The 22,728-nt window shown below is 74.6% G+C and carries 16 protein-coding genes and 1 tRNA gene; 8 read left to right on the plus strand and 9 right to left on the minus strand.

All coding sequences use genetic code 11. From position 1 onward, the window contains the following. Positions 1-54: 54 nt before the first annotated feature. A complete protein-coding gene (locus ABZ861_RS05830; RefSeq protein ID WP_361624487.1) occupies positions 55-1,119 on the minus strand; it encodes an aldo/keto reductase in 1,065 nt (354 codons plus the stop codon). A 119-nt stretch (positions 1,120-1,238) separates the two neighbouring features. Here ABZ861_RS05830 and ABZ861_RS05835 point away from each other — a divergent pair, with 119 nt between their 5' ends. Beyond that, positions 1,239-2,081, plus strand: a complete 843-nt coding sequence (locus ABZ861_RS05835) for a helix-turn-helix transcriptional regulator (RefSeq protein WP_361624243.1) — start codon at positions 1,239-1,241, stop codon at positions 2,079-2,081. 190 nt (positions 2,082-2,271) lie between these two features. Here the strand turns inward: ABZ861_RS05835 and ABZ861_RS05840 are convergent. Next, positions 2,272-2,347: transfer RNA gene (locus tag ABZ861_RS05840), tRNA-Arg, on the minus strand. Positions 2,348-2,668: 321 nt separating this feature from the next. Between ABZ861_RS05840 and ABZ861_RS05845 the strand changes: the two genes are divergently transcribed. From ABZ861_RS05845 to ABZ861_RS05875, 7 genes are all read left to right on the plus strand, one after another. Continuing rightward, a complete protein-coding gene (locus ABZ861_RS05845; RefSeq protein WP_361624246.1) occupies positions 2,669-4,303 on the plus strand; it encodes a dynamin family protein in 1,635 nt (544 codons plus the stop codon). Positions 4,304-5,008: 705 nt separating this feature from the next. Then, complete coding sequence (locus ABZ861_RS05850; RefSeq protein WP_361624490.1) at positions 5,009-6,952, plus strand: YfjP family GTPase; 1,944 nt, start codon at positions 5,009-5,011, stop codon at positions 6,950-6,952. Between the two features lie 219 nt (positions 6,953-7,171). Further along, entirely contained in the window at positions 7,172-7,729 is a 558-nt protein-coding gene (locus ABZ861_RS05855; protein WP_361624249.1) for a single-stranded DNA-binding protein, read from the plus strand. A 387-nt stretch (positions 7,730-8,116) separates the two neighbouring features. Continuing rightward, positions 8,117-9,538: a thioester domain-containing protein gene (locus ABZ861_RS05860; protein ID WP_361624252.1), complete on the plus strand. Its 1,422-nt coding sequence runs from the start codon at positions 8,117-8,119 to the stop codon at positions 9,536-9,538. Between the two features lie 334 nt (positions 9,539-9,872). Next, entirely contained in the window at positions 9,873-11,537 is a 1,665-nt protein-coding gene (gene ettA, locus ABZ861_RS05865) for an energy-dependent translational throttle protein EttA (protein WP_361624255.1), read from the plus strand. 6 nt (positions 11,538-11,543) lie between these two features. Further along, positions 11,544-12,008, plus strand: a complete 465-nt coding sequence (locus tag ABZ861_RS05870) for a thioesterase family protein (protein WP_361624258.1) — start codon at positions 11,544-11,546, stop codon at positions 12,006-12,008. Further along, positions 12,005-12,691, plus strand: coding sequence for a hypothetical protein (locus tag ABZ861_RS05875; protein WP_361624261.1), 687 nt, complete (start codon positions 12,005-12,007; stop codon positions 12,689-12,691). Before ABZ861_RS05870 ends, ABZ861_RS05875 begins: the two co-directional genes overlap by 4 nt. 61 nt (positions 12,692-12,752) lie before the next feature. Here ABZ861_RS05875 and ABZ861_RS05880 read toward each other — a convergent pair whose 3' ends face one another. The 7 genes from ABZ861_RS05880 to ABZ861_RS05910 form a co-directional block, all read right to left on the minus strand. Next, complete coding sequence (locus tag ABZ861_RS05880) at positions 12,753-13,157, minus strand: globin (RefSeq protein ID WP_361624264.1); 405 nt, start codon at positions 13,155-13,157, stop codon at positions 12,753-12,755. 132 nt (positions 13,158-13,289) lie between these two features. Then, on the minus strand, positions 13,290-14,498 hold the full coding sequence (locus ABZ861_RS05885) for an FHA domain-containing protein (RefSeq protein WP_361624267.1): 1,209 nt from the start codon (positions 14,496-14,498) through the stop codon (positions 13,290-13,292). 137 nt (positions 14,499-14,635) lie between these two features. Further along, on the minus strand, positions 14,636-15,994 hold the full coding sequence (locus tag ABZ861_RS05890) for a VWA domain-containing protein (protein WP_361624270.1): 1,359 nt from the start codon (positions 15,992-15,994) through the stop codon (positions 14,636-14,638). Between the two features lie 196 nt (positions 15,995-16,190). Then, entirely contained in the window at positions 16,191-17,594 is a 1,404-nt protein-coding gene (locus tag ABZ861_RS05895) for a PP2C family serine/threonine-protein phosphatase (RefSeq protein ID WP_361624273.1), read from the minus strand. Between the two features lie 3 nt (positions 17,595-17,597). Then, a complete protein-coding gene (locus ABZ861_RS05900) occupies positions 17,598-20,207 on the minus strand; it encodes a tetratricopeptide repeat protein (RefSeq protein WP_361624276.1) in 2,610 nt (869 codons plus the stop codon). After that, positions 20,204-21,559: a hypothetical protein gene (locus ABZ861_RS05905; RefSeq protein WP_361624279.1), complete on the minus strand. Its 1,356-nt coding sequence runs from the start codon at positions 21,557-21,559 to the stop codon at positions 20,204-20,206. The genes ABZ861_RS05900 and ABZ861_RS05905 overlap by 4 nt, the downstream gene beginning before the upstream one ends. Before the next feature lie 82 nt (positions 21,560-21,641). Next, positions 21,642-22,658 (minus strand): glutamate ABC transporter substrate-binding protein, encoded by a 1,017-nt coding sequence (locus ABZ861_RS05910; protein WP_361624282.1) that lies wholly within the window; start codon positions 22,656-22,658, stop codon positions 21,642-21,644. Positions 22,659-22,728: the final 70 nt, after the last annotated feature.

Here is a 22,728-nt window from a genome sequence, read left to right on the forward strand (position 1 = left end):
GGCTGGCGGCGCCTCGAGGGCGGGCGGCACCAGCCCTCGGGGCTCGCTCGGGTGTCAGCGGCGGGGTTCCATCTTCAGATCGCCGCGGGTCACCGCGCGGATGTGGTCGCTGGCGAGCATGTCGTGCGGGAAGCCGAGTGCGATCGCGCCGGCCTGGTCGAGGCGGGCCAGTTGGTCGTCGGTGAGGTCGATTTCCAGGGCGTCGAGGTTGCTCGCCAGTTGCGCGGGGGTGCGGGCGCCGACGACCGGCGCGGTCACGCCCGGGTTCCGCAGGGTCCAGGCCAGCCCCACCTGGGCGGGGGTGCGGCCCAGCTCCGCGGCGACCTCCTTCACGACGTCCACGATGGCGAAGGTGCGCTCGGTGAGCGTGCCGCCCGCGAGAGTGACGCTCCGGCGCGTGCCGTCGCCGGACGCGGCGTTCCCCGCGGCCAGGTCGTCGCGGCTGTACTTGCCGGTGAGCACTCCACCGGCCAGCGGCGACCACGGAACGACTCCCAGCCCCATCTCGCGTGCCATGGGGATCAGGTCGCGTTCCGCGGCGCGCTCGATCAGGTTGTACTCGATCTGTAGCGCGACCAGCGGCGACCACCCGCGCAGGTCGGCGATGGCCTGCATGCGCGACACCTGCCAGGCCGGGGTGTTGGAGATCGCCACGTAGGAGACCTTGCCCTGGCGGACCAGGTCGTCCATGCCGCGCAGGATCTCCTCCACCGGCGTGGAGAAATCCCATACGTGCAGGTAGAGCAGGTCGATGTAGTCCGTGTGGAGCTGGCGCAGACTGGCCTCGACCGAGGCGAACAAGCTCTTGCGGCCACTGCCCGCGGAGTTCGGATCGCCGGGCCGGCGCAGCGTCGTGTACTTCGTCGCCAGCACCAGGCTCTCGCGGTCGCTGCGGGCGAACTCGCCCAGCAGGCGCTCGGAGCTGCCGTCGGTGTAGGTGACGGCGGTGTCGAGGAAGTTGCCGCCGCGCTCGACGTAGAGGTCGAACAGCTTGCGCGCCTCGGCCTTCTCGGCCCCCCAGCCCCAGTCGGCGCCGAAGGTCGCCGTGCCCAGCGCCAGCGGCGAGACCCGCAGCCCGGAGCGGCCCAGCAGGCGGTAGGTGTCCAGGGTGAGCGACATCATGTCCTCCCGTGCTTGTCATCGTCGGTCGAGCACGAGTCTGTGACCGCCGGAATCCACGGGTAAGGGAAAGACGTTCCTGGGAAGGCCAGTCCTACCCTGCTGGAGGATCGAACGGCATGACCCGCACCGTGGACGCCACCGTGGACACCGCACAGGAGCTGGCCGCGTTCCTGCGGACCCGGCGTGAACGCCTGGATCCGCGCGAACTCGGCCTGCCGCCGCGTCGGCGGGCCCGGCGGACCCCGGGACTGCGCCGCGAGGAGGTCGCCGAACTGGCCGGGGTCAGCATCGACTACATCGTGCGGCTGGAACAGGCCCGCGGGCTGCGCCCCTCGGCGGACGTGGTGGAGGCGCTGGCCCGAGCGCTGCGCCTGGCCCCCGACGAACGCGCCTACCTCTTCGACCTGGCCGAGCGGCGACCCCGCCAGGCCGACAAGCTCGCCACCGCCGCGGCCCCGCCGCTGGCCCGGCTGGTCGAGGACCTGTCGCCGCTGCCCGTCATGCTGATGAACCACCGCTACGACATCCTGGCGTGGAACACCGAGATGGCCGGGCTGCTTACGGATTTCGGCGCCTTGCCGCCGGCGCGGCGCAACTCGATGTGGCTGTGCCTGATGCATCCGGAGATCCGTGAGTTCTACGTCGACCGCGAACGCGTCGTCCGGGAGGGCATCGCCCACCTGCGCGCCGCGTGGGCCGCGCATCCGAAGGACCGGGCGCTGATCGACCTCATCGCCGAATTCACCGCTCACGACGAGGACTTCGCGCGCCTGTGGGCCGAGCGGGACGTCAAGGCCCAGGGGCGCGGGCTCAAGGCGATGCGGCACCCCGACCTCGGGGAGATCACCGTGCGGTTCGAGGTGCTGACGCCCCTTCAGGACCCGGACCAGCGGCTGGTGATCTACCGCGCCGGGGACGAGGAGAGCCAGGCGGCGATGGACCGGCTGTCCGCCCGGTGACGCCGAGCCGTCCGGGCGAGCGCCGAGCCGATTCGCCGCGCGCGGAAGGGCGTGTCGGCGCGGTGCGTCCGCGGGCGGGTTCCGGGCAGGGCGCGCGGGGCGGCCCTTACGCCGTACGCGTGGCGATCTCCTGCGAGGTCCTGGGAACCTGGGAAATCCGGGAAAACGTCACCCTGGCGGCGGATGCACGTGGCGCCCCCGGCAGGACTCGAACCTGCGGCCAAGCGCTTAGAAGGCGCCTGCTCTATCCACTGAGCTACGGGGGCCTGGTGTGGTGGCCTCCGTCGTGGCGCCCGGTTGCGGGACGATCCGTGACGGTGCCGGGGACAAGGATAGGGCTCCCGGGTCCCGGTCCCTGCCGCTTCGCCTCCGCGGCTCGATGTGGAGGTTCAGTGAAGCGGTCCCGATAATCGCAGGCGGGTGCGAATCGTGCATCGCTTTTGGCGCACGACGCACCGGGTGTTGTGCACTCGTTATGCCTGGACTGCGCCCTCGCCCCAGTCGTCCCTTCCATCCGATGTGTCCTGTCGGCGCGCAGACACGCTCATATGCTTCAAAATTCCCCTGAAATTGGGCATTCTTCGCATGTGGTGACCTTGGACGTACGGCCTCAGCTACTCGAAGCACTCTCCGCCCTGCGCGACCGTGTCGCCGCCGCACGCTTTCCGCTGCCCCTCGACGGGGCTCCCCGCGCGCGTGCCAACCGCGACGAACTGCTCGCCCAGCTCGACGACTACCTGGTGCCCCGGTTGAGAGACCCCGAGGCGCCCCTGCTGGCCGTCGTGGGCGGATCGACCGGCGCGGGGAAGTCCACGCTCGTCAACTCCCTCGTCGGACAGCGGGTCAGCGAGGCGGGCGTGCTGCGGCCGACCACCAGGACCCCGGTACTGGTGTGCCACCCGCAGGACCGCCACTGGTTCGGCGGCGTGCGCGTCCTGCCCGACCTCGTGCGCGTGGGGATGCCCAAGCTCGGACCCGGGACCGAGAACGGGACCGGGTCCGGCGGCGGCCGGCTGACGCGTCCCGGGAAGGAACCCGCGCGCGTGCTGCGCGTCGAGACCGTCGACACCGTGCCGCCCGGCCTCGCCCTCCTCGACGCCCCCGACATCGACTCCCTCGTCGCCGGCAACCGCGACCTGGCCGCCGAGCTGATCTGCGCCGCCGACGTATGGGTCATGGTCACCACCGCCGCCCGCTACGCCGACGCCGTCCCGTGGCACCTGCTGCGCACCGCCAAGGAGTACGACGCCACGCTCGTGACCGTCCTGGACCGGGTGCCGCACCAGGTCGTCTCCGAGGTGTCCCGGCAGTACGGCGCCCTGCTCACCAAGGCCGGACTGGGCGAGGTGCCCCGGTTCACCGTGCCCGAGCTCCCCGAGTCGGCCTGGGGCGGCGGCCTGCTGCCCGCCTCCGCCGTGGCGCCGCTGCGCACCTGGCTCGTCCACCACGCCCACGACGCCACGGCCCGGCGGCACGTGGTGGCGCGCACCGCCCAAGGCGTCCTGGACTCGCTGAAGGCCCGGCTGCCCGGACTGGCCGGCGCCGCCGCCGCGCAGCACGCGGCCGCGCTGCGGCTCACCTCGGCCGTCGACGGCGCGTACGACGGCGAGTGCGCCCGCGTGCGCGACCGGCTGCAAGGGGGGACGGTGCTCGCCGGGAGCGCCCTCAAGCGCTGGCGCGCCTACCCGCTGGACTGCACCGCGGGCGAACTGCTCGACGCGCTCGTGGAGAGCTTGGCCGCCCTGCTGGTGTGCGCCGTCACCGCGGCCGAGGAGCGCATCGACGACGCCTGGCGGCGCGAGCCGGCCGCGGGCGCCCCGGAGCTGACCGTCCGCGCCCTGTCTCCGGAGAGCCCCGAACACCGGATCGGGCTGGCCGTGCGGCGGTGGCGGCGGGAACTGGAGGAGTACGCCGAGGAGGAGGTGCGGGAGCTGGACCGCAGCCTCGCGCCGGACTCCGAGGCCGTCGTCGCGCTGACCGCCACCGGGCTGCTCGGGGGCCGCCGGGGGCGGTCCGCGGGCGAGGGGCTCGCCGAGCGGATCGGGGCGCACGCGGCGCTGCGGCTGCGCGACCGGGCGGACCGGCTGCTCACTGACTGCCTGGACCGGGTGATGCGCGCCGAGCGGGAGCGCCGGCTGGCCCCGCTGGACGCCCTGGAGGTGCATCCCGAACCCCAGGCCGAACTCATCGCCGCGCTGTCCGTACTGCAGAAGGAGAGGTGACCGGTGACCGCCGTCACTGACCAGGACCGATCGGGACACACCGCTCACACGGAGGGCGCGGTCCCCGCGGGCGGCTTCCGGCCCGCCCACGGGCCGGGGGCCGCCCGCGCACCGGCCCCCTCGGGAACGCCCGGCCAGGTGGGCGGCCTCCCGGACGGCTCCGCCCGTACGCACGGACACGGCGCCGCGGAGACGTACGGGGACGAGAACGCGGGCGGGAACGGCTTCGGCCCCGCGGACGGCTACGGGCGCCCGGACGGACGCGGACCCTCCGGCAGGCGCGCAGCAGCGGACGGATCACCCGGCTTCATGGACGACCACGGCACCACGAACGGTTACGCCGCCACCGGCGGATACGGCACCACGAACGGCTACGCCGCCACCGGCGGATACGGCACCACGAACGGTTACGCCGCCACCGGCGGATACGGCACCACGAACGGTTACGCCGCCACCGGCGGGCATGGCACCACGAACGGCTACGCCGCCCCCAGGGGGTACGGCATCAAGGACGGGCACGGAACCACGGACGCGCACAGGACACAGAACGCCGCCCCGAGCGCCGAGGACGCGGCGCGACCGGCAACCGCACCGAAGCCCGGCGCCGCGTCGCTCCCGGAGGGCGGCGCGCGGCGCGACGCGGGCCGGGGCGCCGACCCGGACGCCCCGCCAGGGCAGGCGGCCACGGCGCAGGAGTGCGAAGGACTGGCGTATCCGGGCCTGGCGTATCCGGAACTGGGGTTCCCCGGGCTGGCGTTTCCGGCGGCGGGCGCCGACGCGGACCCGGAGCGGTCCGGCCTCGCCGAGGCGCCCGCCCGGCACGGCGACCGTCCCGCGCACGGGGAGCATCCCGAGAGCGCCGGCCGCCCCGCGCACGAGGAGCACGCCGAGGACGCCGGCCGTCCCGCGCGCGGGCAGGACGGCGAGGTCCGCGGCCGGACCGAGCCCGACGGCGTCTGGGACGACGGGCTGATCGCCCGCCGTGTCATCGAGAGCGGCTCGATCACGGGCGACTTCGTGCCCCAGGACACCCGCCCGGCCCGGACCCGCCCCGTGCCGCCGCTCGCCTACGACGGAGCGCTGCGGTCGCGGCTGGACGCGCTGCGCGAACTGGTCGGCCTGTCCCGCGCCCGGCTGGAGAGCGACGCGCTCGCCGAGGCGGGCCGCGTCCTCGACGAGGCCGCCGCCCGGCGCAGGCTCTCCGGACAGCACACGGTGGTGGCCCTCGCGGGCGCGACCGGGAGCGGCAAGTCGCAGCTCTTCAACGCCCTCGCCGGTGTGGCGATCTCGGAGAGCGGCGTCCGCCGTCCCACCACCGCCGCGCCCATCGCGTGCAGTTGGAGCGACGGCGCGGCCAGCCTCATCGACCGGCTCGACATCCCGGGCCGGCTGCGCCGGCGCCCTGTGCAGGCGCCGGACGCCGACCCGCGGCTCAGCGGCCTGGTCCTGCTCGATCTGCCCGACCACGACTCCGCCGCCGTGCAGCACCGCGAGCACGTGGACCGCATCCTCGGGCTCGTCGACGCGGTGATCTGGGTCGTCGACCCGGAGAAGTACGCCGACGCCATGCTCCACGAGCGCTACCTGCGGCCCATGGCGGGCCACGCCGAGGTCACGTTCGTCGTCCTCAACCAGGTCGACCGGCTGCCCGGCGAGGCCGCCGAACAGGTCCTGGACGATCTGCGGCGGCTGCTGGACGAGGACGGGATCGCCCTCGGGGAGTACGGCGAGCCGGGCGCGTCAGTGCTCGCCCTGTCCGCCCTCACGGGTGACGGCGTCGGCGAACTGCGTGACTGCCTCGGCAAGTTCGTCGCCGAGCGGGGAGCGGCCGCCCGGCGCGTCGCGGCCGACCTGGACGCGACGGCGGACCGCCTGCGGCCGCTGTACGCGCCCCGGGGGCGGACCGGGCTGAGCGAGGAGGCGCGCGAGGAGTTCGCCGCCCGGCTCGCGGACGCGGTGGGCGCCGTCGCCGCGGGCGAGGCGGCCGAACGCGCTTGGCTGCGCAACGCCAACCGGGCCTGCGGAACGCCCTGGCTGCGGCTGTGGCGCTGGTGCCACGTCCGGCGCGACCCCCCCACCGGCCGGCTGCCGTTGCGCGCGCAGCCCGACGAGGAGGCGACGGCCCGCCAGCGCGTCGAGCAGGCGGTGCGCACGGTGGCCGACCGCGCCTCGGCCGGTCTGCCGGCGCCGTGGGCGCAGGCGGTGCGCGAAGCGGCGGCGCGCGGGGCGCAGGGGCTGCCGGAGGCGCTGGACGAACTGGCCGCACAGGCCGGGCTGCCGCCGGGCCGCCCGCCGCGGCCCCGCTGGTGGCCGCTGGCGGTGCTGGCACAGGCGTCGATGACGATCCTCCAGATCGTCGGGGGGCTGTGGCTGGTCGGTCAGATCGTGGGCGTGACGGCGCCGAACCTGGGCGTGCCGGTCCTGCTGATGATCGCAGGGATCGTCGGCGGCCCGTTCGTGGAGTGGGGCTGCCGCGTCGCCGCGCGCGGCCCGGCCCGGCGGTACGGGCAGAACGCGGAGCGCCGGTTGCGGGAGGCGTCGGCGGGCTGCGGCCGGGCCCGGGTCCTGGATCCAGTGGCGGCCGAGCTGCTGCGCTACCGCGAGGTGAGGGAGCAGTTCGCACGGGTGGCGGGGCCGCGGACGCGGTGAGCCGGGGGAGGGACCGGCGCCGCCGCCACCCGTCCGGGTGACGGAGTTCCGCACAGGCGGGCGGCGGTCCACAGGGCCCAGCGGGCTCGGCCCGACGGAGGCAGTCTGGTTCCGCGCCGATCGCGAAGGACGCGGTCGGCGCGGCAGACGCAGCCGTACGGGACGGGCCCGTACGCGTGTCCGCCCGGCGGCGTTCGCCGGGCACGGGAGGGACTCGCGATGAACGAGACGATGATCTGCGCGGTGGGCAACGTGGCGACGCAGCCGCTGTACCGGGACCCGGCCTCGGGCGCCTCCGCGCGGTTCCGGCTGGCGGTCACCTCGCGCTACTGGGACCGCGAGAAGAGCGCCTGGACGGACGGGCACACCAACTTCTTCACGGTGTGGGCCAATCGCCAGCTCGCCGCCAACGCGATGGCGTCGCTGAACGTGGGCGACCCGGTCATCGTGCAGGGGCGGCTGAAGGTGCGCACGGAGACCCGCGACGGCGCCACCCGGACCTGGGCGGACGTCGACGCGGTCGCCATCGGCCACGATCTGGCGCGCGGCACGGCGGCGTTCCGGCGCTCCAGCCGCGCCGACGCGGGCGCGGCGGCGTCCTTCGCTCCCGCCTCCGCGCCGCCCGAGCCGTCCTGGGAGACACCGCCACCCGGGCGTCCGCCCGCGCGGACGGACGCGGAGGAGGCGAACGACGCGGCGGCCGGGGCGGACGCGGCCGAGCCCGCGGCGGCCGGGACCGGTGCACGGGAGCGTCGGGAGCCGGTCGCGGTGACGTGACCGCGTCGATCAGCGGCTGGCGGCTGCCGACCGGCGGTCCGGGAGCGAGGACCGGCGCTCCGCTGGCCGCCGCTGAAGCCCGGCCGCCGAGACCGGCCGGATTCCTGTTACCGAGCCCGCCCGTCGAGGACCGGCGGCGGCGCCGTCCCGAACTGCGGCTTATCGGTGTGTGCGCCCGGGAACGAGCGGTTGACTTGGCGACATTTCTGGTTCACCTGCCCGTGGCCGCGATAACGATTGCGATTCGGATCCGCCCTGGAGTGATCCCACGGTGAACCCCGGCGCGCACGAGATCTTTAGGATGCCGGACATGGCTCCGTGAGTCTGAAGACTCTGCCGGTGGGACCGCACCCCCACGTCAACGGGTCCTGCTCGAAAGGGAATTCAGTGTGTGCTTCGTATGCCGCGCCGTCCGCGCGCAGGCGGCGGACGGCCCGCGCGGCCGCCGCGACCCTGATGTCCGCGCTCGCCGCCGCCGCTGGTGTGCTGACCGCCGCGGGCCCGGCCGCCGCCGCGGCGCCGCAGAGCCAGAGCGGGGCCACCGCCACCCTGGACGGCCTGAAGACCTACGGCGCCGCGGTCGTCCATGACGGGACCGGGAACCACCAGGTGTCCGCCGGTCTGTTCGAGATGTCGGTGGACGGCGGCGGCACGCTCCAGACCTACTGCGTCGACCTGCGCACCCCCGCGCAACGGGACGCGAGGTACCAGGAGACGGCCTGGAGCGGCACGTCGCTCGGCGCCAATCGCAACGCGGGCAGAATCCGCTGGATCCTCCAGAACTCCTATCCCCAGGTGAACGACCTGGCGGCGCTCGCCGCCAAGGCGGGCGCCGCGAACCTCACCGAGCAGGACGCGGCGGCGGGCACCCAGGTGGCCATCTGGCGCTACTCCGACGGGGCGCACGTCGCCGCCGTCGCCCCGCAGGCCGAGAAGCTGGCGGACTATCTGGACAAGAACGCCCGCTCCCTGGCCGAGCCCGCGGCGTCGCTGGCCCTCGACCCGCCCGCCGTCTCCGGCCACCCCGGCGAGCGGCTGGGCCCGGTGACCGTGCACACCGGCGCCGGCGGCGTGGCGGTCGCGCCCTCGGCGGACGCCGCCGACGACGGCGTGCGGATCGTCGACCGCCGCGGCAAGCCGGTCACCACCGCGACAGACGGCAGCCGCCTGTTCTTCGACGTCCCCCGGAGCGACGGGGACGACGTCTCCAGCGCCTCCGGCACGGCGGAGGTGACCGTGCAGGCGTCCACCACGGTGCCGGTGGGCCGCGCCTTCACCTCCGACAGCCGCGGCCAGACCCAGATCCTGGCCGGTTCCAGCGAGTCGACCGTCTCCGCGACCGCGAGCGCGACCTGGGGGGAGCAGGGTGCGATACCCGCGCTGTCGGCGGCGAAGGACTGCGCCCAGGGCGGACTGGACATCACGGTCGACAACAAGGGCGAGAAGCCGTTCTTCTTCGCCCTGATGGGCGCCGAGCACTCCCTCGCGGCCCGCACGAGAGGGACGGTCACGATCCCGCTCCAGGAGGACCAGGCCTACGACTTCACGATCACGGTCCCCGGCGGACCGGGCCCGCGCTTCACCGGCGTCCTGGACTGCCGGACGCAGGGCGCCGCCACCGGTCCCAGCGCCCAGACCCTCAGCGAGCCCAGCCCCGCCACGGTCGGCGCGCTGCCCGCCGGCACCGACCTCGCCGACACCGGCGGCGCAGGCGCCACCCCGCTGATCGCCGCCCTCGGCCTCAGCCTCCTCGTCCTGGGCGGCACCGTCCTGAGCATCGTCCACAAGAAGAGGACGACCCAGCACTGAGGACGACCCAGCGCTGACGTCGACCGCTGTGCCACGCCGCCCCGGCGGCTGGGGGCGGAGACCGGGACCGTATCCCTCCCGGGACTGCGACCGCTCGCGCCGGCGCGCCTGAACGTCGTCCGTTCCCCGCTCCCCGCTCGCCGGGTCCTGACCGCCCTCACGAGCGCGGTCCAGGGCCTCTCCACCGCGAAAGACTCCCGATACACCGCGCGCGGGCCGGTGAAAGGCGAGGTCAGAGACCCCGGACGCGACGGGTTTCCGCCCAGGACCGCCCGTACGGCAAGATGGGGTGTATCTGCCCACTGCCTGATTTCAAGCTGCCGGACGGTTTCTCTTGGCTGAGTTCATTTACACCATGCGCAAGGCGCGCAAGGCGCACGGCGACAAGGTGATTCTCGACGACGTCACCCTGAGCTTCCTGCCGGGTGCCAAGATCGGCGTCGTCGGTCCGAACGGCGCCGGCAAGTCGACCGTGCTGAAGATCATGGCGGGGCTGGAGCATCCCTCCAACGGCGACGCGTTCCTCTCGCCCGGCTACAGCGTCGGCATCCTGCTCCAGGAGCCCTCGCTGGACGAGGCGAAGACGGTCCTGGAGAACGTCCAGGAGGGCGTCGCCGAGACCAAGGGCAAGCTCGACCGGTTCAACGAGATCGCCGAGCAGATGGCGACCGACTACTCGGACGCGCTGCTGGAGGAGATGGGCAAGCTCCAGGAGGACCTGGACCACGCCAACGCCTGGGATCTCGACGCCCAGCTCGAGCAGGCCATGGACGCCCTGGGCTGCCCGCCCGGCGACTGGTCGGTCACCAAGCTCTCCGGCGGTGAGAAGCGCCGCGTCGCGCTGTGCAAGCTGCTGCTGGAGCAGCCCGACCTGCTGCTCCTGGACGAGCCCACCAACCACCTCGACGCCGAGTCGGTGAACTGGCTGGAGCAGCACCTGGCCAAGTACCCGGGCACCGTCGTGGCGATCACCCACGACCGGTACTTCCTGGACAACGTCGCCGAGTGGATCCTGGAGCTGGACCGCGGCCGCGCCTACCCCTACGAGGGCAACTACTCCACCTACCTCGACACCAAGGCCACCCGCCTCAAGGTCGAGGGCCAGAAGGACGCCAAGCGGGCGAAGCGGCTCAAGGAAGAGCTGGAGTGGGTCCGCTCCAACGCCAAGGGGCGGCAGGCCAAGTCCAAGGCGCGACTGGCCCGCTACGAGGAGATGGCGGCCGAGGCCGACAAGATGCGGAAGCTGGACTTCGAGGAGATCCAGATCCCGCCGGGCCCCCGCCTGGGCAGCGTGGTCGTCGAGATCGACGACCTGCGCAAGGCGTTCGGGGAGAAGATCCTCGTGGACGGCCTGTCCTTCACGCTGCCGCGCAACGGCATCGTCGGCGTCATCGGCCCGAACGGCGCCGGCAAGACCACGCTGTTCAAGATGATCCAGGGCCTGGAGACCCCGGACTCCGGCGACATCAAGGTCGGCGAGACCGTCAAGATCTCCTACGTCGACCAGAACCGCGCCAACATCGACCCCAAGAAGACGCTGTGGGAGGTCGTGTCCGACGGGCTCGACTACATCAACGTCGGCCAGGTCGAGATGCCGTCCCGTGCCTACGTGTCGGCGTTCGGGTTCAAGGGGCCGGACCAGCAGAAGGCGGCCGGCGTGCTCTCCGGCGGCGAGCGCAACCGGCTGAACCTGGCGCTCACCCTGAAGCAGGGCGGCAACCTGCTGCTCCTGGACGAGCCCACCAACGACCTCGACGTCGAGACCCTCTCCAGCCTGGAGAACGCGCTGCTGGAGTTCCCCGGCTGCGCCGTGGTCGTGTCCCACGACCGCTGGTTCCTCGACCGCGTGGCCACCCACATCCTCGCCTACGAGGGCGACTCCAAGTGGTTCTGGTTCGAGGGCAACTTCGAGTCGTACGAGAAGAACAAGATCGACCGGCTCGGCGCCGACGCCGCCCGTCCGCACCGCGCCACCTACAAGAAGCTGACCCGGGGCTGATCGGTCTTGCGCCACCTCTACCGCTGCCCGCTGCGCTGGGCGGACATGGACTCCTACGGCCACGTCAACAACGTCGTGTTCCTCCGCTACCTGGAGGAGGCCCGTATCGACTTCCTGTTCCGCCCGGACAAGGATTTCCAGCAGGGATCGGTGGTGGCGCGCCACGAGATCGACTACAAGCGGCAGCTCGTCCACCGGCACGAACCGGTGGACGTCGAAATGTGGGTCACGCGGATCCGGGCTGCCTCCTTCACCCTCGGCTACGAGGTGAGGGACGGCGACCTGGTCTACGTGAGGGCCTCGACGGTGGTCGTGCCGTTCGACTTCGAGGCCCAGCGCCCCCGCCGGATCACCGCGGAGGAACGCGCGTTCCTGGAGCAGTACCGCGACGAGGAGCGGGACGACACCCCGGAGGGCGACGCGGGGAACGCCGGGGACGACGAGGCCGAGGAGGAGGCCGTCGCCGCATGACGGTGCTCCACCTCGCCGACGAGCGGGAGGGAGCGGACCTGTCCGCCTTCCTCTCCCGGCTGATCCATTACGACCGCGCGGCCGCGGTGCGGTTGCAGGCGGCGGGAACGGCGCTTGCCGTCTTCGGGCGCCCGGCGCCCTTCGAGGTGCTCGCGGTCCGCGCGGTGCGCCTGGCCAAGCCGTACGAGAACGGGCTGGACGCCGTCCTGGACACGACCGTCTCGGCGGGCGAACTCCTGGAGTCCGTCGACCCGTCCGCGGCCACCGCCTGCGTGCCGGACCCGGTGACCGGGCCGCCGTGGGCGGGCGTGCTGCCGCCGCGCGGCGGCTGGAGACCGGAGCGGGGACTGCCCGGACGGGACGCGCTGCGCGCCTTGGTGGCCGCCGCCGTCGCCGAATTCCGTTCCCTCACGCAGACCTTGGCGCCCGAGCGGCGCACCCGCGGGGAACTCGACCGGATCGGCCGGGAGATCTGGTCGCGGACGGTCGGCCGGACCCCGCTGCCGGTGCGCGCCGTGCACGCGGCCCAGTCCCTGGGCTTCCTGCGGTCCGCCCCGGAAGAAGAGGACCGGGAAGGACTCGCGCTGCTCTCCTCGGGCGCCTGGCTCCGGCTGCGCACGCCCTACGGCTCGATCGCCGTGCGGCGGGCGGGACTCGGGGCGCTGGACGTCAGCGTCCGCTGAGGCCGCCGCCCTGGCCGTGCCGCTCGGCCCTCCCGCCCGCCCGGATGCTCTGCCCGCCCCGTCACTCCGGGGTGTTGACCATCGACGCCGCCGCGTAGGTCAGGTAGTTCCACAGCGTCCGCTCGTGCTCCTCGGGCAGGTTCAGCTCGTCCACGGCGACGCGCATGTGCCGCAGCCAGGCGTCGTGCGCCGCCCGGTTCACCGTGAACGGCACGTGCCGCATCCGCAGCCGCGGGTGCCCGCGCCGCTCGCTGTACGTCGTCGGGCCGCCCCAGTACTGGATCAGGAACAGCCTGAGCCGCTCCTCCGCCGGGCCCAGATCCTCTTCCGGGTACATCGCCCGCAGCGCGGGATCGCCGGCCACACCCTCGTAGAAACGGTGCACGAGCCGGCGGAACGTGTCCTCCCCGCCGACCTGCTCGTAGAAGGTCTGCTCCTGAAGCGTGCCGCGCCGAATCTCTTTCACCCGTCCATGGTCTCAGACCGGGAGGCCCAGGACCCGGGGCCTAGGACCTGCCGTCCCCTTCCCGTCCGCGCGGAAGGCCCGGAACCGCCCCTTCGCGCAGGCCCGGTCGGGAAGGGGCGGCCGGTCACGGCGCTAGCCGCGCCGGATGGTGATCGTCGTCCACGCGCCCACGTGCACGCGGTCGCCGTCGCGCAGCGGCACCGGCACGAAGGGCTGGATCGGCTCGTCGGAGCCGTTGACCGTGGTGCCGTTGGTCGAGTTCTGGTCGACGACGGCCCAACTGCCGTCGGGCTGCTGCACCAGCACCGCGTGCTGGTGCGAGACGCCCGGGTCCTCCGGCGGCACCGACAGGTCGATGTCGGGGGTGTCGCCGGTGGAGTGGCGGCGGCGGCCGATGGTGACCTGGTTGCCGCCGAGCGTGCGCTGCTGCTCGGGCGAGTAGGCGGGCAGGTTCAGGCCCGTCGCCTCCGGGCCGGAGCGCTGCATCATCGCCAGGAAGTACTCGCGGTCCGGGCCGATCGTGGCCGTCCAGGTCGCCGCCTGCTGCCGCGGCTGCTGCGGGAACGGGGGGCCGGGCGGGGCCTGTGCGACGCCGGTCTGCGGGTAGCCGTAGCCGCCCTGACCGCCGGGATGGCCGGGCGACTGAGCCGAGGGCGGGGAGATCACCCAGTCGTCGTCACCGCCGCCGAAGGACGGGCCGCCGGGCTGCGGCGGCCGCCTCTCCTGGGGGTACGGCGGCGCCGCGGACCCCGGGAAGGACTGCGCGGCGCCGCCCGGGGCGCCGGGTCCGCCGTGCGGCGGCGGGCCGGGCGGCGGCGGAACCGGCCGCCCGGGGTCCGAGCCGAAGCCCGACGGGCCGGGACCGCCCGCCCGGCCCGAGGGGTCGGCGCCGAACGGCTGGTGCGGCGGTATCGGCTCGGCGGGCCGGTTCACCTGGGAGGGCCGGGAGCCCCGGTACTCGAAGGGGTCGCCGCCGAACGACGGGCCGGGCGGCGGCGGGAAGCGGTCGCCGGGGGCACCGCCGGGGCCCGCGCCCGGACCGGCGCCGGGCATCGGCGTGCGCGGCGCCGCCGGGGTGTAGGAGGTGGCCGTGTTGGTCAGGAAGTTCCACCGGCACTCCTCGCAGAACGGCGCGCCGCCCTCGCGGGGCGTGCGGCACTGCGGGCACAGCTCCGGCTGGGCGCCGTGGGCGCCGGGACCGCCGTGGGACGGCGCGGGCGGGAAGCCGTAGCCGCCCGGGGGCGGCGGGGGAGGGGGCGGGACGGCACCGGCCATGCGGTGACCGCAGACCTCGCACCAGTCGTCGGAACCCGACTGGTGTCCGTTCGGGCAGGTCGGCATGTCGGCGCTTCCCCCTCTCCTCTCCGGCCGCTTCGACCGGTGTTCTCCGGACCCCGCGGGCCGGGCTCGCTGTCTGTGGCTGTCGTCCGCAGCGGTCCGCGGCGGCGCCGCCGCGGACCCGCTCGGTCAGTTCTCGGTCACTTCTTCACGCGAACGGTCTTGGTGGACCGCGTTTCGAGAGTCATCTCGTCCGCCTCCGCGACCTTCGTCTTCAGTCGCACAGTACCTGTCGCGGCGTCGACCACGTCCACCACCTTCGAAAGCAGTTTCGCAGTATCCGCGTTCCCCGAGGCGCCGGCGAGCTGGACCGCGCGGCCCAGCTTGGCGGTCGCCCCGTCGATATCGCCCGCTTTGCGGAGGTCGAGTCCCTGCTGGATGGCCTGGGCCAGTTCGGCCTGCCCGGTGTAGTGCGCGACCTGGGGGTTGAGGGAGGTGGAGGCGGCCATGTCGTCGGTCCACACGGCCCGCACCAGGCCCTGGGGGCCCAGGGTCTGCGCCGTCCCGTCCGGTCGCGGCGCCGCCAGGGAGACCCGCGCGGCCAGCATCTCCTGGCCGACGGCGGCCGCGGGCACCTGCACGCAGAGGTGGTAGTCGCGCGACTCGTCGCCCCAGGAGCCGGTGGGGTAGTCCCCGGCGCGCGGGCCCGCCTCGCTGCGGCGGTCGGTCAGATCCTCGACGTGCGGCGCGACTTGCTTGACGAACGCGATGGTCGCGCCCACCGGGGTCCACACCCGCAGGGCGACGTCGGCGACCTCCTTGCCCATCGCCTTCTCCATCATCCGCGTGAAGTCGGCGGCCAGGGCGCCGGGGTCGGCGACGATGTCGGCGCTGCCCAGGAGCGCCGAGGCGATCCCTGTGACTTCTTTCACGTCCCAGTCGGTGCCCACCCCGCGGGCGTCGCAGGTGAACCGGCCGCCGCACTCCTCCAGGGTCCGCTTCAGGTCCTCCGGCGCCTCGTGCTCGTTGCGGCCGTCGGTGAGCAGGATGCCGTGCCGGATGGCTGCGTCGGCGGAGGACAGCAGCCGGTCGGCCAGCCGCAGCCAGGTGCCGATGGCCGTGCCGCCGCCCGCGCCGAGCTTGCGCAGCGCCGTCTTGGCCTGCTCGCGGGTGCTGGCGTCGGCGACGGCGGTGCGGCCGCCGCCCGGGTAGACCTCCTTGGCGACGTGTGTGCCGCCGATCACCGCGAAGTGGGTGCCGTCGCGCAGCGCGTCGAGCGCGGCGGCCGTGGCCTCCCGGGCGTTGCGCATCTTGGCGGGCGGGTAGTCCATCGACCCCGAGCAGTCGACCATGAGGGCCACCGCCGCGGACGGCGCCCGGCCCGGCGCGTACTCCTGCGGGGCCGTGACCGGGCCGCCTGCGCCACCGCCGCCGCTACTGCCACCGGCGGCGGTCACCGTGACGATGGCGTTGACCTCGCGGCCCCCCTCGGGCAGGTACTCGTTCTGGTACACGTCCACCGAGAACCGCGGCACGTCGGACTTCGAGAAATTGGCCATGCTGTACCAGCTCCCCCTCCCGGACCCCGCGAACGGGGCGAACAATGGTGCGGCTGCGCGCGGGCCGGTCCCCTCCGGCCCTCCCGACCCCCCGTGACTCCCCGAGCCTGCCCGTGCCGCTCCCGGCGCCCCGCGCTCCCGGTGCCGCTCCGGGGACCCCGTTCCCCCGGATCCGCGCTGCGGGCGCGCGGGCCCGTCAGGCCGATCCTGCCCCGTGCGGCGGGGCCGGGAACGGCACGACGGCCACTGTTACGTTGTCGTGGCCCCCGCCGTCCAGCGCGTGGCCGACCAGCACCCGCGCGCTGTGCAGCGGCCGTTCGGCGGCGTCCGGCGGCAGGATCTCGGCCATCTCCGCGGCCGACTCGGCGTAGTTCCACAGTCCGTCCGTGCACACCACGACCACGCCCGCGCGGTCCGGTTTGAACGAGGCGGTGTGCGGCTCCAGTTCGTAGGCGTCCGCGCCGAGCCAGCCGGTGATCGCGTGGGCGCGCTCGTCGGCGTACGCCTCCGCCTCGCTCATCAGGCCCGCGGCGACCATCTGCGCCGCCCACGAGTCGTCCTCGGTGAGCCGGGCCGGGGGCGCCGAGCGGTCGGAGGGCGCCCAGTAGGCGCGGCTGTCCCCGACCCAGCCGACGACCAGCAGACCGGCGGCGACCACGGCGCCGACCAGCGTGCAGGCCGGCGCGTTCTGCTGCGGGGCACGCTCGCGGGCCGGGGCGGGCTCGTCGGCCAGCGCGTCGACCGCCTGCGCGGCGGCGACGATCGCCTCGTGCAGGGCCTGCTGCGGGTGCGTGCCCAGAGGCAGGGCGGCCCGCAGGCACTCGACGGCGGCCCGGGAGGCGGCCAGGGACGCCTCGTCGGGGCGGGTCGCGGAGGACACGCCGTCGCAGACGATCGCCAGGGCGACGGGCGTTCCGTCGGGCAGCGCGCTCTGGCCGACGGCGAAGGCGTCCTCGTTGCGGTGGTGGCGCAGACCCCGGTCGCTGACCGCCGCGACGGGGCCCGACTCCTGCTCCATGCGGTCGCGTTCGCGCGGCTGGGCGTGCCCGCAGTTCTCGCAGTAGCCGTCGCCGTCGACCCGGCCCGCGCGGCAGGCCACGCACACCGCCGCGGACTCCTCCGGGGCGCCGTCGTGCGCGCCGGTCCGGGGGGCGGGCGCCGGGAGCGGGTACTCCTCGGGCTCGGCCGGGCGGTCGAAGCGCACGCCCGCGCCGCCGCCCGGGTGCGGCACGTGCGGCGGCTGCGGGGCGTGCGGCGCCTGCGCGGGCAGCGGGACGCCGGCCGAGTCGGTGCCCGGCAGATCGGTGGACAGGTGCGTCCGCGCGGGGGCGCCGACGTCGTCCGGCCGGGGCGCGTGCGGCCATACGTCCTGCCCGGCGCCCTCCCCGGCGGCGCCGGGACCGGGGGCGGAGGCGGGGCCGGGGGCGGGGGGCCCGGGGGCCGCACCGGGCCGCATGGTGAGCGTGGGCGTGTCGGAGGACGGCGCGGCGACCGCGGACAGGTCGTGTCCGCAGGCGCCGCAGAAACGGTCACCCGGCTCCAGCGGCTCCGCGCAGCTCGGGCAGTTCGACAGGGCGGCCTGCTGGGGCATCTGCGACATCAACTACACCCACGTTCGGGGGCGGTAACGGTTGGCACGTTCCACCAGGTCGATCCTCTCCTCGCCGCCGGGCGCCAGTCGGGCCAGCGTGCGGTACGAACGCTCCAGGCCGAAGCGGAGTCCCCGCTCGTCCAGGCCGCTGCCGAGCAGCACCCGCCGGGAGGCCGGGTCGGAGTCCCGGCCTCCGGAGAGTACCCAGTCCAGCGCGCAGCCGAGGACCTCCGCCGACAGCAACTCCCGCCGGGCCGGGTCCAGGCCGTACGCCTGGAGCGCCTCCACCTGCCCGGCCGCGGCGGCCAGGTCCTCCACGAACGGCGTGTCGGACGCGGCCGCCGTGCGGTGCCGCAGCCGCGCCCGGACGGCGGCCACCCGCGCCGCGGTGTAGTGGATGGAGGACTCGGGGACGGACTCCAGGGTCCGCACCGCCGCCTCCCGGTCGCCCGCGGCGAGCTGGACCCGGGCCAGACCGAACGCCGCGCCGACATGGCTGGGATCGGTGGACCACACCAGCCCGTAGTACTCCGCCGCGTTGTCGAGCTGGCCGAGGACCTCGGCGCACAGGCCGAGCGCCAGCTTCGGCGCGGTCTCGCCGGGGAAGGCGTCGTAGACCGCGTCGAAGGCGAGGGCCGCCTCCTCGTGGTCGGCGCCGACCAGGGAGACCACGCCCCGGTACCAGATCACCCGCCAGTCGTCGGGCCGCCGCTCCGCCAGGGCGCGCAGCGCCTGCCGCGCGGTGGCCGGGTCGCCGGTCTGGAGCTGGGCGCGGATCTGGCGCAGCCGGGTCTCGGCGGACGGCGCGGGCGCGGCGGCGAGGGCCTGCACCAGCTCGCCCGGGGCGGACGTCAGCAGACCGGCGAGGAAACCGGCGTTGGGGTCGGCGGGGTCCACGTGCGGCACGGGCAGCGCGAGGGCCGCGGCCTGCACGTCGACCGGCCGGACGAGCACCGGGGCGGCCGGGGGGACGGGGGCGGGGGCGCCGGAGGCGTACGCCGCGGGGGTCGGTGCGGTCGGTGCGGTGACCGCTGCTGGAGCGGCCGGGGCGCCGGGCGCGGTGGCCGGGCTGGGCGGGAGCGCCGGGCCGGGCGGGAGCACCGAGGAGGGGGACCGGCGCGGGCGCGGCGCCCGTCCGCCCAGGCGGGAGACGTCCCCGTCCAGAGTCGGGAACAACTCCGTGTCCGTGACCTTCGGTTCGGGGCCGAACAGGGTCGACAGGGCGGGCCGGGCCTGGCCCGTCTGGAGCGAGACGACCTCTCGCAGCACCCCCGTCAACTGCTCGGCCATCTCCTGCGCCGAGGCGAACCGGCGGGCCGGGTCCGGGTCGGTGGCGCGCACCAGCAGCCGGTAGAAGGACTCGTACCGGCGCAGGACCTCGACGCTGTCCGGGTCGGGCAGGGAGTCGGCGTAGAGGCCGGTGTAGCCCTGGAAGTCGAAGGTGAGGACCGCGAGCGTACGGCCCACCGTGTACAGGTCGCTGGCCACCGACGGGCCGACCTCGGCCACCTCCGGCGCCTGGTAGCCGACCGTGCCGTAGATCGCGGACTCGTCGTCGTCCATCCGGCGCACCGCGCCCATGTCGATCAGCTTGAGCTGGTCCTCGGTCTGGAGGGCGTTGTCCACCTTGAAGTCGCAGTACAGCAGGTTGCGGCTGTGCAGGTGGCCGAGCGCCTCCAGGGCCTCGATGCCGTACGCGCACGCCTGCTCCACCGGCAGCGGGTCGCGTCTGCCGTCCGGCGTGCGGCGGGAGTTGGCGATCTCCTTGAGCGACTTGCCGCCGACGTACTCCATCACGATGTAGCCGTCGAGGGAGCCGGTGCGCTGGTCCAGGTGCTCCACGAAGTTGTAGATGCGCACGATGTTGGCGTGCTCGATCTCCGCGAGGAAGCGCCGCTCGGAGATGGCCGCCGCCATCGCGTCCTGGTCCCCGGTGTCCAGCAGGCCCTTGAGGACCACCCAGCGGTCGGACACGGCACGGTCCACGGCGAGGTAGATCCAGCCCAGGCCGCCGTGCGCCAGGCAGCCCGCCACCTCGTACTGGCCGTGCACGACGTCCCCGGCCTTCAGCTTGGGCACGAACGAGTAGGGGTGCCCGCACTTGGTGCAGAACCCCTCGGTGCGGCCCGGCCGGTCGCCGCGCGAGCGGCCCACCGGCGCCCCGCAGTCGGAGCGGGAGCAGAACCGCTTGCGCTCGGGGACCTCCGGGTCCTCCAGCACCATCGCCCGCGGATCGGGCCGGGGCACCTGCGGCACCCGCACCAGCCCGGCGCCCAGCCGGCCGCGCCCGGCCGACCCGGCCGCCGACCCGGAGCTGCGCACCGACACCGGACGGCTGGTCGCCCGGCCCGACACCGCGCGGGAGAGCCGCCCCGACACCGAGCGGCGGGACTTCGAGGAACCGGTCGACCGCGTCGACTGCGACGAGGTCCGCGCGCTGCCGCCGCGCGCACCGGAGGCGGAACCGGCGCCGGTCACCCCGGTGGGCGGCGACTCCAGCTCGCCGCTCGGCGACACCACGGGCGCCAGGCCGCAGGTGTCGCAGTACAGCTCGCCGCCGCCCACGTCCTCATACGCGCCGCCGCAGTCCGGCCGCTGGCAGCTCTGCTCCGGCTGACTCATGCATCCCCCCGCCCGTCCGCCCGTCCGCCGTGCCCTTCGGCCCGTCCGCCGGGGTCCTGCCGCCCGCCCCGCTCCGGCGGCCGTGGGCCGCTCAGCGCCTCGGCGGCCGCCTGCTGGTAGCGCAGCACGGCCTGCTCGGCGACCCGCAGGTCGCAGGGCGCGCTCCACAGCATCCGGCGGGCCGCGTCGTAGCGCTCGATCAGCAGCCTGTCCTCCGCCAGGCCGCTGCGGGCCACCTTGGCCCGGTAGGCGTCCAGCCGGCCGCGCAGCTCGGCGCGCACCGCCAGCGGGGCGGTGACCGCCGTCAACGACTCGCGGGCGCGCAGCAGCTCGTCCTCCGCCTTCTGCTCCAGGGACTCCAGCAGCGGCGACAGCCGGTGCCATCGCCCCTGCCTGCGGTACTCGGCGGCCGCCGCCAACTGCTCCTGGAGCACCGTCGGCGGGCCGCTGACCACCGGCACCTCCGTGGCGGCGATCTTCGCCAGCACCTCGCCGCGCGCGGTGCGGGCCTCGGCGAGCGTGCGGTCCGCGCGGGAGAGCACGTCGCGCAGCTTGATCAGCCGCTGCTCGGCGTCCTGGCGCACCCCGAGGACCGCGTCGATCTCCCGGCGCACCTCGTCCAGGGCCTGCGCCTCGCGGTCGTAGACCGCGGTGTCGGGACGGCCGCCGCCGGGCGCCGAACTGCCCTTCGCGGGAAGCCAGAAGGCCAGCGGGTCGCAGACCACGCGCTCGCGCAGCCCTGTCAGGGAGCGGGTGATCCGCTCCAGGTCGTCGCCCGCCGGGTGCTCGCCGGGGCGCACGCCCACGGAGTGCGCGAGTGCGCGCGTGCGCTGGAGCTCCGCGGCGAGTAAATCGATCCGGGCGGGCAGCGCCGACCACACCGCGTCGGCGGCGACCACCGTGTCCAGACCGGTCGCGTACAGCTCGTTCATGCGGTCCACCAGGCCCGCCAGCGAGAAACTGTGGCTTAGCCGGCCCGGACCGGTCAGCGCGGACGCGGCCGCCGCGGCGTCGCCGACCGTGACGGACGTCCCGCGCAGCAGTTCGGTCAGCTCCGCCAGATCCTCGCGGCTGGACCAGCGGCGGCGGCCGCGGATCTCCCGGGCGCTGCGCAGCGCGGCCGTGTAGGCGTCGAAGTACGTCCACAGCAGCGTGATCGACGCCTCCGCGGCCGTCCAGCGCTCCCGGGTGACGCCGGTCAGCTCGGCGCCCTCCAGCAGCCTGCGGCCCGCGTGGTCCTGAAGGGCGAGGAGCGAGGTCTCGATCGCCTCGTGCTCCTGGCCGAGCCGCGCCAGCGCACGGTCCACCTCGTCCCGGTCCAGCACCGGCCCGGCGGGGTCCGCGCCGCCCATCGATCACCTCTCGCTGCTCTCGGTGTTCCGTCGGTCCCGCGTCGGCCCGCGCCGCCCCCGCCCGGGGCCCCGCGGGCGCCGGTCACCTGTAGCTCGGCGCCGGCGCGGTGGCCGACGGGGAGTCCTTACCCAGCGTGGGGGAGAGCCACTTGTCGTACGACGCCTTCCAGCCCCCGTCCTTGCGGTAGTCCTCCAGTATCCGGTTGACCCGGCGCACCAGGTCGTCGGCGCCCCGTCTCATCGCCACGCCGTAATACTCCTTGGTGAAGGCGCCGCCCTTCAGCTCCACCGTGGGGTCCTGGGCGGCCTGGCTCGCGGCGAGCGCGCCGTCGGTCACCACCGCGTCCGCCTCGCCCAGTTGCAGCCGCACCAGGCAGTCCAACTGGTTGGGGACGGTGGCGGAGATGTCGGTGGAGGCGGGCAGCGCGCCGCTCTCGCGGTCGGCGGCCAGGTGGTCGTAGGCCGTGGAGCCGGTCGCCGAGCACACCCTCTTCCCGGCGAGCGAGGCGTCGTAGCCGGTGATCGACGACGTCCTCGGGGCGAGGACCTGCTGGCCGGTCTGGAAGTACGGGGCGGAGAACGCCACCTGCTTGAGCCGGTCGCAGGTGACGGTCATGGTGCGCACCACCATGTCCACCCGGCCGCTCTGCACCGCGGGCACCCGCTCGTTGGTCGGGATGGCCCGGAACTGGACCTTGTCCGGGTCGCCGAGGACGTCCCGGGCGATCCGGTGGGCGAGGTCGATGTCGAAGCCCTCCAGCGCGCCGGAGGAGTCGTTGGGGTTGCGGTAGCCCCAGCGGTAGCTGTTCTGGTCGACGCCGACCGACAGGTACCCGCGCGCCTTGACGGCGTCCACGGCGGGGCCGCCGCCGTCCGACGGGGGCGGGCTCTGGTTCTGCGCGTCGGCGTCCGTGCAGGACCCGGCCGCGGTCTTCAGGCCCCGCGCCGGTCCCCGGCCGCCCGACGCCCCCGCCTCCGCGCCGCGCGACTGGGCGTGCGGCAGCAGCAGGACGAACGCCAGCGCCAGGGCGCAGACCGCCGCCATCGCGCCCACACCGCCCCAGCCCCGCAGGCCGGTGCGCAGTCGCCCCACGCGCATCCTCACGCCTCCTCCCATCCCGCTCACGCTCCCTCTCACGGGTCTCACGGGTCTCGCCGGTCTCGCCGGT

The sequence above is a fragment of the Streptomyces sp. NPDC046985 genome (genome assembly GCF_040644415.1).
Classification (GTDB): Bacteria; Actinomycetota; Actinomycetes; order Streptomycetales; family Streptomycetaceae; genus Streptomyces.